This window comes from Legionella sp. km535, from assembly GCF_003990085.1.
Taxonomy (GTDB): Bacteria; Pseudomonadota; Gammaproteobacteria; order Legionellales; family Legionellaceae; genus Legionella; species Legionella moravica.
This window is the reverse complement of record NZ_RZGU01000007.1, coordinates 149,544-160,429: the sequence shown is the minus strand read 5'-3', so window position 1 is coordinate 160,429 and position 10,886 is coordinate 149,544. Positions and strand designations below refer to the sequence as shown.

Genomic DNA, 10,886 nt, shown 5'->3' with positions numbered 1-10,886 from the left:
AAACGAGACTAATTGCATCCAGTTTAAATTCTTTGGGGTATTTCTTTCTTATCGTCATTACTTTCTCCAGTTAAGTGCATTATCTCTTAACTGGGGTGGTCAAATCTATTAAACCACGTCAATGATGTTATTTTTGGCCCGGGTCTAGTTGACGCATATTGTCTTCATGAAAAATATAAACCCCCGCGTATCATATTGGATAATAACTTAGTACGAGAGTTAACAATATCTGAAGTTATTACAGGTATGCCAGTGTCAATTCATGGAAGTATTGGATATAGAAAAACATTTAAAAAGGATATCGAAGATCATCAGTATTTTTATGATTTTCTCCAGCCATTTATTAATATGCCCAATATTCATAATGAAAAAATATTATTCTTAAATCTTAATAGGATTCAAGGAATTATAGATAATTCACTGTGTCACAAAGAAATAGAAGTTAGAAAGAAATATGAGTGGCTTGCTAGTTATTACAACTTAATTGTTAAGGAGTATTCACTTCAAGATCGGTATAAATTATATACCCTGTAATAAATTTACAGGATTTTATTTGTACAAGAGATGGCAATAATTTAATCAGTTTGATCTCAGTTCTAGTGAGGAAAGCTAATTATTGATTTACTAAGTCTAGTAATCGTGATAATCAGACTTAAGGCATTGATATTTAAATAATATTTAGTAAAACAGTCTTTAAATCAAGTTAAAAAATTCTAAACCAACCCAATCTGGATCGCTTGCTTGAAGTTGGTCAAAAGGGTTGGATATTTTATTTCCTCTTCTGGAACTTTAAAAACCTTTTGATTGGCAAAATAAATGAGTACAAAAATCAATATGTACAGGCCTATAGAAAGACCTAATCCAAAGTAGTTATTGGGATGTGACATGCAGTGGTTGCTCAACTTCACTAGAATTCACAATATCAATGGGATCAGACTCGATTGATTAGCAGCTAATTCATCTAAATCAATCGAGTATGCCCCCAGCGAATTCCAGAGTTCATAGGGGCGGAACCAAGAAGTTAATAGCAAAAATTATAAATTCCGCCGATTAAACGGTAGTTTTTATGCGCTCCTTAATTATCTTAGTGTTCGTTTAGTTGCTCAAAATGAGTCCAAAAAATTCAAATACCCATATTTTTAATTAATTCAAAATAATAAGGAGCGGTAGTGCCACGGTGAAAATCTTCCGGATTATCTTTAATGCCTTTTGAGGTATATTTGTAGCGAACTTCATTCAAATACTTAATAACGATTTGCTTGGAGTCTGGCTCTAGCAAATTCTTTCCGGTTCCTTGATAACCGATAGCCAGAGGCCCAAAAAAGTAGCTGTCTAAGTCCGAATTATTTGCCTCACGCAGTTCATCCACAATGGACTGGACATAAATAGATTGCAATTCCTTTGATTTATGAATTAACTTGTATTTAAGGGTAATTGAGGCCGGATGAGTTGCAACTGCCAATTGAGTATCTATCTTATCCAGATTTTGTAACGTTTCATCTGCTGTGTGGGTGTCAATAAATCCCATTGTAGCCCAGTCAGCGCAACGTTGATTAAGCTTTTCACCTATTAGTCTGTGAAAAAAAACTCTCAATAACTCTTTATCTCTAACGTTTGGATGTTCTCTTAAGTCTCCTTGAACATGAAACATAAGGCCGCTGACTATTTTATTTTTTACCTCTTCACGTTCCGTCTCATCATATAATCTTATTAATTTTGGAACCAAATCTACGTCACTGACCTTTGACGTAATTTTATCAATCATAGCACCTCGTTTAACATCGCTAAGGCTATTGTCGTAAGCAAACCGCATATACGCTGACATAGGAGCAACATAGTTTGTTGGAGCCTTTAAGGAGGTGTCGATTACCGTTTGAAATTCTTCGAAGGTCATTTCATTAAGATTTTCAGCACTTACATCATCTAAAGATTTATTTGTTACATCATTCACCGACGCTTCGGATGAGTCGGCAATTAATCTCTCATTATTATAATAAGGGAAAAAATTAAACATATTCCTTGGTAGCCATACGTGACCAGGCATGGTATCTACTCCCTGGCTGTAATAAGCCCACCAGGCATAAGTGTCGCATCGCCAACGACCTGTTATGAATATTTCTCCTGTCTTTGGATTTCCCTGCGCAATTCTGTAATCAGTATTGCTAGTGTACTCCCTAACCCACCAACGTTGATGATTAGCTTCAACCAATACTCTATAACCTTGGTCAGGGTTGCGAATAACTCCATATTTACTACCCCAATAAGGAGAGCGTCTTTTAAAATCATCTATAGTATTAATCTGGCCAATTACAGATTCATTTAGTACTTCTATTACTCGTTCGGCAGGCGTTGACATTCCACTAGGATCTGACATTGGTCCTGTAGCAATACCAACATGCCCCAACCATCCCATACCAGGGTAATTTAAATCTCTACCTAAAATGTCAGATGGGAAAGTTTTCTTGGCGTGTAATGGCGGGGTTATAGCGACTAATGCAATACTTAATCCTACTGCGAGTATCTTTTTATTTTTCATTTACAGCTCCATGTTTTATTAAACTTATTGTTGCGTACCGCTTGTCTTTTCAGATTGAAATGTCCTAATTATTTTGTAACCAATAACAAATAAATAATGAAATATTAGCAATGAGCAGGTTGTCATATAGAAAGTTTCAATATTTCCCACCAATGGAATGAATGTGTAATGAGGAAGAAGTTGTCCCATTGAAATTAATGCTATGATTACAAGTGAAAAAATTAGTGTATATCTTTTATGATTTTTTATTAAAAGAGCTATCGCTGAGAAACATATAGAAAATAACAAACCATATATAGTAATGAAATAAATAATCAGCGACCACCAGCCTTTAACATCACTATTATTATATGAAATTATTAATGAGATGAGGCAAGCGAATAAAAAGCTAAAGCTTAATATAAATAAATCTCGTGCAAATAATTTAGACTTTTTTAGATCGCTCTCAGGTTGATTGATCAGCGGTGCTAATTTTTCACAGCAATAGACTGCAATAATAATTAAAGGGAGTGTTTGAAAAAAGTCTGTAAGAGAAATATTCGCTGTGTGGTAATTCATCGCATATGCTGCACTAATAAATGCAATAAGAAGTGACCAGGAATATATGTTCAAATTTCTAAGCTTATTTTTTTGAGTTGTGGTCATGTATTATCCATTAACTATGACTCACTTTTCGATAAGTGTACCCCGAAGTGCACCCCGAAAGGTTGAGAACAAATTTTGATTTTACTAAAGCCCTTACTGGACTTTACTTCCCGGGACGGGCTTGAACCACGACCTAATGATTAACAATCTTTAGCTACCAATTGACCTACCGGGTAATGAGGCAGGAATTTAAAACGATTCCGCATTGTAGTCAAGTATATTTTTATGCATTTTACTCTATCCGGCTCCAATGTAATAAACCATCCCAACCACTGAGTTAGCAATTAATTGTTACAAGCTTAGTATTCAAATTGATGTATTTGAAACTGGATGGCAGGTTCAACAATGAATATTAGCTTACTAGATGTTGTGGCTCGCAATCATAAACACATCGGCCCACAATCAGAGCACAAAACTGGCCCAAATTAAATGCGAACGAAATTCGTCCTTGGCTCTCTTTAATTGTGTCTATATAAAATCCGGCCCAAATTAATTGCCAATGAGCCCAATTTATTTGCGACTATAATTTTCATAAAATTCAGTAAAACGTAGTCATCAAGAACCGTGATGCTGCTTGTATGTTAGCAAAGAAACCAAATTATTTACCTATCAGTTGGCATTGATTTTCTCTACGGGTTATCTTGTTCAATCAGAGTCATTTTTTGCCATATATATTAACCACCAGAAAAACGAGCGTTTTTCTGGTGGCACCACTATGTAATGGAAGATTATTATAAACGCTTGTGAAAATCGATAACACAGAACTTAAAACGTGAGATATAATGCCCAATTTGAGATCATTTATTGGAGTGACATAATGCCAACTGCAAAAAATCTTGCTGAATTTGAAGGTTTTGCAAAATCTAAACCAATAAAATATGTAAGTGTTTGTGGTGCGTTTGATTTTAAAGTAATTAAATCTGGCGAAGAGGAATTTGCGATTGAACATCCTGACAGCGTTCAAAATAAATATTCTGTTAGACTAGTATTTGATGGCAAATATACAGATTCGCAAGAAATATACATCGACTCCCCATTCAATCTCCCTGCAAAATATATAATTGATAATTTTTGGCCGTACATATTGAAGCACTCTACTGCATATCACTATTTTCTAAATAGCCTTCCAGAGCTATGTGCTCCATACTTAACTGATAAAGAAATAACAGAACGAGATACTTATATTTATGATAATGAAAAATTAATCGGGCTTGCACTAACACAAATGAGTGCACGATTATCCAGCTCTTCAAGTGAGTCATCTCCAACAAGGCTTAACCGTAACCACTTATTCTCTCATGACAAAGAAAAAGTTGAGGCGTCGCTAGAACAAACACCAACATGTTCGAGCAGTCCTTCATAATAAAGAGATCTAACATGATGAAGAGCCACATTAGTTGAAAATTATAGTCGCAAATAAATTGGGCTCATTCGCAATTAATCTGGGCCAGAAATTTTATAGTGGCAATTAAAGCGGGCCAGCGTTAAATTATATTCGCAGTTAATCTGGTCCAGAAAAATGCGATGATTGCGAGCCGACGTGTTTATAAAAACGAGCCATTACAGCTAAACTAATTGAGTGCTCCCCATCAACTTTGTATAAATGGTTAAAACGACGGCATATTCATATTAAATAAAAATAGAGCACAGGCATCTTATGATTCATTTTAATTGGTATAAATTTTCTGAATTAACTGTTGAACAGCTCTATGCTGTTCTTGCATTACGTGCCGATGTATTTGTAGTGGAACAAGACGGTGCCTATCTTGATCCAGATGGAAAAGATGCTGTTGCATTGCATTTATTAGGTATGGAGAATGATCAATTGGTAGCTTATCTTCGTTTATTTCCTCCTGATAGTATTGAAAATTATATTGTATTTGGTCGGGTAGCTACTGGACGGACTGTTCGTGCCAAAGGATATGGAAAAAAATTGATCGGAGAATTATTGGCTTACTGTGATATTAATTTTCCAAGAATTAGCATTCAATGTTCTGCGCGGGCTTATTTAAAGCAATTTTATGAAAACTTTGGGTTTAAAGTGCATGGAGAGATCTATGAAGAAGATGGCTTTCCACATTTAGCAATGCAAATAGATAAGTAGTAAAAAAGTTGATCATCTTTCCATTGATTTAGGTCGTTATCTCAGATTAGGCACTTTTGGCCTTTCTTCCACACGACCCGTTAAAGATAATAACTCTGTTTTAAAATCAATCTTGATTTCTACACGTAGCGATAATCATGCACAAGCGTTATATAAAAAAGCATTAGGAGCTCAGATAATAGCAACCATTAAAGATCTTTATTCAGCAGACGAAGTGCTAATGTTAGCAAAGAGTCTATAATAAAAAGAGCGTTGCATTAGCGAGTTGAATCCGCCCTCAAATTGAGTTTACTAAGTCTGATTACTGTGATAATCAGGCCTAATGGAATTATAGTATTCATAGTATTTTGCTCAATAGTAATACCTTTAGCAAAGAGCTAGGCCTGACCCTCTAAGTAACCTCCCTTAATTTTCCTCTTATAAAAATAAATTATTCTAAGATATTCGTTTCCGCCCCGAAATGCTTGAATAAATGTATATATGTTGTGTAATTATACTTTGTATATACATATTGGGAGTTGCCATGTCTACTGTTACTTTAACGAAATGGGGAAACTCAATCGGAATTCGAATTCCCTCAGTTATCATTAAAGAAGCTCATTTACATCCTGGAGAAGAATTGGAAATTAGAGCCGACGAAAAGGGCGTGCTTACATTAATCCCAATCAAAAATCAGCAGGAAGGATGGTTAGAGCAATTCAATGCTGTTGTAGATAATGGTAGTGATGAGACTCATTTAAATCTAAGCAATGATTTCGATATGGATGAATGGACGTGGTAAAAATAAAAAGGTTTGATGTTTTTTTAGTAAACCTCGATCCCACAATTGGATCTGAAATAAAAAAAACACGTCCAGCAGTGATTATATCACCAGACTCAATGAATTTAAGCAGGCTAAAATCAGTTATAATTGCACCGATGATAAGTACAATTAAAGACAATTTTCCAACAAGAATATTGACAAAATTTAAAGATAAAAAGGGGCAGATTGCGCTAGATCAACTAAGATCCATTGATCGAACTCGTATTGTAAAAAATTAGGCGTAATTGAAAGGGAAGACCAAATTAAGGTGTTAGATCTTTTATCCATAATATTTCAAAAATAGTTTTCATTTAGGAAAAAGGTAGTGCAGTATTTCATGTACCCAACAAGAACTCTAAAGTCTTATTGCTATATAATCAGTCACCAAAGAAAATATCACCCCTGGAATAGTGAGTGCTGCACCATGGCGGCTAACAAAAGTAAAACCACTGCCTAACTATGAACTTGAGGTTGAGTTTAATGATGGTACACATGGTTTTGTTGAAATGAGCTCATTAATAATGAGTAATCATGCGGGAGTTTTTGCAGCTCTTAAAGATAGAGATATATTTAATCAGGCTCATCTTGAATATGAGGTTTTAACTTGGCCTGGGGAAATTGATCTGGCGCCAGACGCTATGCACGATGCCGTAAGAAAAAATGGGCGATGGGTTTTACAATAGAGGATTTTGTTATGCTAGTTGGTTATGCACGCGTATCAACAATCGATTAAAACTTGGAGCTTCAGCTTTTAGCATTAAAAGAGACTGGTTGTGAAAAAGCTATATCAAGATCAAATATTAGGAACCAAGACAAATCGTCCGGGTCTTACTATGGCTATTGAGGTATTGAGAAAAAATGACACTTTAGTTGTTTGGAAATTAGACCGCTTAGGTCTTACTGTTAAGGGGTTAATTGATTTGGTGAATTTTTTAAATCAAAAAGAAATCCACTTTAAAAGTAATACCGATAATGTTGATACATCTACAGCAGCAGGCCGCTTCTTTTTTCATGTCATGGCAAGCCTAGCTCAAATGGAACGTAAATTAAAGGCGGAAAGAACTAAGCTGCAGCCAAGGCCAAAGGTAGAGTTGGTGGCCGGAGACGAAAAATGACTCAAAGCAAAATTGAATCTGCTAAACAATTACTCTCATCTGGTTCACTACCTAGAGATGTAGCTGAAAATCTTGGAGTATCTGTACCCACTTTATACCGCTGGATCCCTGCATCAAATAATTAAATCTAGGAGTCGAACATTTATGAATTTTGAAATCATTCCTATAACTGAAGAACATATTGATGGCTTTTGGTCTGCTGTTGATAGCGTTGCTCGGGAACGGCAGTACTTGGCCTTTTTAGAAGGTCCTCCAATTAATACAACAAAAGATTTCGTTTTACAAAATATTAATGGTAACTGGCCTCATGTTATTGCAGTAATTGATGGAAAAATAGTTGGGTGGTGTGATATCAGCGCACTCGATCGCCCTGTTTTTGCTCATATTGGTTCACTAGGTATTGGTGTACTAGCGCCTTTTCGAGGTCAGGGTATTGGGAAAGCATTATTAAAGTCGGCTCTTCAAAAAGCCAAGGAAAAAGGATTGACTCGTATTGAACTTACAGTACGTGAAAAAAATATATCAGCCATCGCGCTTTATGAGCAATTTGGATTTGAAAAGGAAGGGATTCACAAAAATGGAGTTTGCATTGATGGAAAATATGAAAATCATATTTTTATGGCACTTCTGAATGAGCAATAATGATTTCCTGTTTCACCACAAGCTTAGCGTGTTATATTTTCCGTTTTCTGAAGTGACCCTAATTAAAACGAACACTTGTGGGCCTTCCATAGGCCCCCTGTAGTCAGTTAACCCCCCACAGCATGAAAGCGTTACTACAGCGTAGACTGCCTGTGTTCTGTATCATTATCCCGTAACGCCGCTACGCCTGCGCTGCTCGAGGATGCAGCACCGGAGCCTCCCGTGGCAAAGAAACCCACTGACGCGGAAGAAGGAGAGGTGGCTGATGCGAACATTATGGATTGTAGCAGGTTCGAAAAATCGGTTAAAAGCCACAGGGAATTAACGTGCGTGGCCTGGCTATAAGGGAGGGCGAGTTTCGCCTGCAGATATTCCGTGCAGGCGGGTGTCCACTCGTCTGTGTACTTTTCCTGCAGTCTGTCAATGAACGCAGATATAGCGTCAGGGGGGATGTTCAGGCTTTTCATAGCTTCGAACTGGTCTGCGCTTAATGGTTCGAGATTCTCAATGGACTTCTGTGCCTTGAGAAGCAGCCGTTTACTCGTTTCTGTGATGCAGTCTGCGAAGTGACGGCGTGCAAATTCGCGCAGTTCGGCATCAAGGATGTCGTTGCCGAAGGGCTGCAGCAGCGGATGCCCGATAACGGACTGAAAGAGGCGGCGTTTGACGCCCGAGAAGCAGCTGGGTTTATCGCCTTCAAGGTCATCATATTCTTCGAGCGTCCAGGTGCCGTCGGCGCGCTGAACAGGGCGGGTACGATCCCAATTGTGGGCGCGTTCAATGAGGGCGAGCTCGCGAATGAAATGCTCGATTCGCCCCACGAGAGTGTGTCCGTCTGTGGCCGGTGTGTCCCCGTCACTGGCCGCAAGCCAAAACAGTGCAATCATCTCGCGGTAATTGCCAAAGGTGGAATAGGCCGTGTGCGCGCCAGGGGTGCCCTCCACGTAGGCGGCATTTTCCGCCATCCACGGGTTGGGTTGCAGGAGCCAGCGCAGGGCCGAATGCTCAGGATGAGCATAATAGGCTTTGAGAGCCTTCTCCCTCAAATCGCCTTCGAAACCCAGGCTTTCAAAGTCCTGCCAGTTCAGAGGAAGGTTGATTGTGGTGTCGTTGACGGTGATCTGTGCCGGATTATCCCGGTAGCGCTCCCGCAGGAACTCTCGCAGCACTTCAAGGAGGTTATCGGTCCCACGGGATTGAACGACCGGACCGTAATACGCATCGAGACGCCGGATGCGTTGCTGCTCAGCTGGAGCCAGGGCGCGCATGGATGACTCTCTGTCCCTGGCCAAGGCACGCAGGTCAAAACGTCCCTGCATCTCATGAAAATAATAGTTGTTAGCTTCTGCGAGCGTGCGCACCCGTGTCAGCGACAGCAGGATGTCAGCGGCCGTCCGGTTTTGGCATGTGAGCGCAAGGCGCAGGAGCTCATTGGCCTCATTGGGTGTAACTTCCTGATGCGCAAGGAATGCAACACCCGGTATGCCCATCAGGAATCGCAGCTGCTCTGAAGAGGCTGCCGTGTTTTCCCTTATCAGGTGGCGGGCGATGTAAAAGGCCAGTCGTGAGCTTTTCTCGTCAAGGTTGAACACGCCATTGGGGTTGCTGCCTGCGAAGGCCTCAGACGCCTGTTGCCAATCCTGTAGTTTGGTCTGAGCAAAAGAGCGTACATGATCGCCGTATTCGTGAATGTGCATCTCAGCATAGGCAAAAACCCGGGGGGTTTTCGAGAGGTGCTCGACGATGTTCTGGTGACCCCGTGTTGCGGCATATGTATATCCATAACAGTTACAAGCCTGCTGCGCTGCCTCTTTTTGCGAATCGGTCATTCGCTCCTCAAGGTATTCAAGAATGTGCGGAAGGTTGTATGCTGCGGCCTGGCGATACGCATTATAACCATTAGCCTCCAGAGCCGCCTCTTTTTGCGGGTTGGTCATCAAACTTTCAAGATGTATAAGGATATGCTTGTGGCCGTTTGCTGCGGCCCAGCAATACGCAAAAAAGTTACTAGCCTGCCACGCTTTCTCTATTTGTTGGTTGATCATTCGGCCTTCAAGGTATTCAAGGATGTGTAGATGGCCGTTTGCTGCGGCCCATTGATACGCATAATAGTCTCCAGCCTCTAGCGCCGCCTCTTTTTGCGGGTTGGTCATTCGGCCTTCAAGGTATTCAAGGATGTGCAGCTGGCCGTTTTCTGCGGCACCGCGATATGCGCAATAGTCTTGAGCCTTCAACGCCGCCTCTTTTTGCGGGTTGGTCATTCGGCTTTCAAGGTATTCAAGGATTTCCAGCCTGCCGTACATTGCGGCACAGGTATATGCTCCGTAGTAAATAGCCTCCAACGCTGCCTCTTTTTGCGGGTTGGTCATCCGGTTCTCAAGGTGATCAAGGATTTGTCGGTAGCCTTCTGCTGCGGCATGGCGATATGCCTCATAGTCACTTGCCTTCAATGCTGTCTTCATTTGCTGGTCGGTCATTAGGCTTTCAAGATATTCAAGGGCAGGAAGATGGCCGTTTCCTGCGGTGATGCGATACAGTATATAGTCATCAGTCATAATTATATGCCTGATTACATTCAGATCCATGGCCTGCCCAAGGGTGCTAAGGAGGCCTTCGCGTCCGGCACAGGCGGCGGCGATGAAAATGGTCTGATCATCGCATCCCATGGCTCGGGCAGCATGAAGTGCTTGTTCGGTCGTAGCATCGGGGTGACCATAAAGCATGCAGAGCAGGGATTTTAACGGTTGCTCTCTAGGTTGAAGAGGTGCTGATGCCTCCTCCAGAGTGCCTTGCGCCCTCTGGAGTTCAGCATCTTTGGCACTGCCGATAAAGTACGAACCATGCCATACAATCTCTGGGATAAGCCGCGCCAAGGGATGTGCCAGGTGTTCTTCCGGTGAGTAAAGTTTTGGCATAGGACTGTGCTCCTGACAAATTAAGACTATTGTTGGCTTATTGTATCAAAAAAAAGCAAGGTCTCTCCCCATTTATTTCAATTAATTTGATTTATACACGTTGTTATGCCAGCTTAAGTTCACCACT

Annotated in this window: 10 protein-coding genes and 1 pseudogene; 7 read left to right on the top strand and 4 right to left on the bottom strand. The window is 40.3% G+C overall.

Going from position 1 to position 10,886, the window contains the following annotated elements; all coding sequences use genetic code 11:
• Positions 1 to 713: 713 nt before the first annotated feature.
• The 3 genes from ELY21_RS15580 to ELY21_RS06185 all read right to left on the bottom strand — a co-directional run bounded on the left by ELY21_RS15580 (position 714) and on the right by ELY21_RS06185 (position 3,181).
• Positions 714 to 887: a hypothetical protein gene (locus ELY21_RS15580; RefSeq protein ID WP_158618524.1), complete on the bottom strand. Its 174-nt coding sequence runs from the start codon at positions 885 to 887 to the stop codon at positions 714 to 716.
• 236 nt (positions 888 to 1,123) lie between these two features.
• A complete protein-coding gene (locus ELY21_RS06190; protein WP_127107854.1) occupies positions 1,124 to 2,536 on the bottom strand; it encodes a hypothetical protein in 1,413 nt (470 codons plus the stop codon).
• A gap of 24 nt (positions 2,537 to 2,560) precedes the next feature.
• The gene (locus ELY21_RS06185; protein ID WP_127107852.1) at positions 2,561 to 3,181 is read right to left on the bottom strand and encodes a hypothetical protein; all 621 of its coding nucleotides are present in this window, start codon (positions 3,179 to 3,181) and stop codon (positions 2,561 to 2,563) included.
• An 817-nt stretch (positions 3,182 to 3,998) separates the two neighbouring features.
• Between ELY21_RS06185 and ELY21_RS06175 the strand changes: the two genes are divergently transcribed.
• The 7 genes and pseudogenes from ELY21_RS06175 to ELY21_RS06145 all read left to right on the top strand — a co-directional run bounded on the left by ELY21_RS06175 (position 3,999) and on the right by ELY21_RS06145 (position 7,844).
• Positions 3,999 to 4,544 (top strand): hypothetical protein, encoded by a 546-nt coding sequence (locus ELY21_RS06175; protein WP_127107850.1) that lies wholly within the window; start codon positions 3,999 to 4,001, stop codon positions 4,542 to 4,544.
• 294 nt (positions 4,545 to 4,838) lie between these two features.
• A complete protein-coding gene (locus tag ELY21_RS06170) occupies positions 4,839 to 5,285 on the top strand; it encodes a GNAT family N-acetyltransferase (RefSeq protein ID WP_127107848.1) in 447 nt (148 codons plus the stop codon).
• A 523-nt stretch (positions 5,286 to 5,808) separates the two neighbouring features.
• A complete protein-coding gene (locus ELY21_RS06165) occupies positions 5,809 to 6,066 on the top strand; it encodes an AbrB/MazE/SpoVT family DNA-binding domain-containing protein (RefSeq protein ID WP_127107846.1) in 258 nt (85 codons plus the stop codon).
• Positions 6,060 to 6,326 carry a type II toxin-antitoxin system PemK/MazF family toxin gene (locus ELY21_RS06160; protein WP_199741651.1) on the top strand — a complete coding sequence of 89 codons (267 nt, stop codon included), beginning with the start codon at positions 6,060 to 6,062 and terminating at the stop codon, positions 6,324 to 6,326. Before ELY21_RS06165 ends, ELY21_RS06160 begins: the two co-directional genes overlap by 7 nt.
• A 171-nt stretch (positions 6,327 to 6,497) precedes the next feature.
• Positions 6,498 to 6,770: a DUF2442 domain-containing protein gene (locus ELY21_RS06155; protein WP_199741650.1), complete on the top strand. Its 273-nt coding sequence runs from the start codon at positions 6,498 to 6,500 to the stop codon at positions 6,768 to 6,770.
• A gap of 53 nt (positions 6,771 to 6,823) precedes the next feature.
• Positions 6,824 to 7,327: pseudogene (locus ELY21_RS06150) on the top strand (recombinase family protein).
• A gap of 19 nt (positions 7,328 to 7,346) precedes the next feature.
• Positions 7,347 to 7,844 carry a GNAT family N-acetyltransferase gene (locus ELY21_RS06145; RefSeq protein WP_127107844.1) on the top strand — a complete coding sequence of 166 codons (498 nt, stop codon included), beginning with the start codon at positions 7,347 to 7,349 and terminating at the stop codon, positions 7,842 to 7,844.
• 134 nt (positions 7,845 to 7,978) lie between these two features.
• Here the strand turns inward: ELY21_RS06145 and ELY21_RS06140 are convergent, their stop codons facing one another.
• A complete protein-coding gene (locus ELY21_RS06140) occupies positions 7,979 to 10,759 on the bottom strand; it encodes an ankyrin repeat domain-containing protein (protein ID WP_127107842.1) in 2,781 nt (926 codons plus the stop codon).
• Positions 10,760 to 10,886: the final 127 nt, after the last annotated feature.

Excerpts from the sequence above, each read along its gene's own strand:
- ELY21_RS06175 (WP_127107850.1), top strand. The coding sequence starts at position 3,999 with ATGCCAACTGCAAAAAATCTTGCTGAATTTGAAGGTTTTGCAAAATCT.
- ELY21_RS06165 (WP_127107846.1), top strand. The coding sequence starts at position 5,809 with ATGTCTACTGTTACTTTAACGAAATGGGGAAACTCAATCGGAATTCGA.
- ELY21_RS06190 (WP_127107854.1), bottom strand. The coding sequence starts at position 2,536 with ATGAAAAATAAAAAGATACTCGCAGTAGGATTAAGTATTGCATTAGTC.
- ELY21_RS06185 (WP_127107852.1), bottom strand. The coding sequence starts at position 3,181 with ATGACCACAACTCAAAAAAATAAGCTTAGAAATTTGAACATATATTCC.
- ELY21_RS06170 (WP_127107848.1), top strand. The coding sequence starts at position 4,839 with ATGATTCATTTTAATTGGTATAAATTTTCTGAATTAACTGTTGAACAG.
- ELY21_RS06140 (WP_127107842.1), bottom strand. The coding sequence starts at position 10,759 with ATGCCAAAACTTTACTCACCGGAAGAACACCTGGCACATCCCTTGGCG.
- ELY21_RS06145 (WP_127107844.1), top strand. The coding sequence starts at position 7,347 with ATGAATTTTGAAATCATTCCTATAACTGAAGAACATATTGATGGCTTT.
- ELY21_RS15580 (WP_158618524.1), bottom strand. The coding sequence starts at position 887 with ATGTCACATCCCAATAACTACTTTGGATTAGGTCTTTCTATAGGCCTG.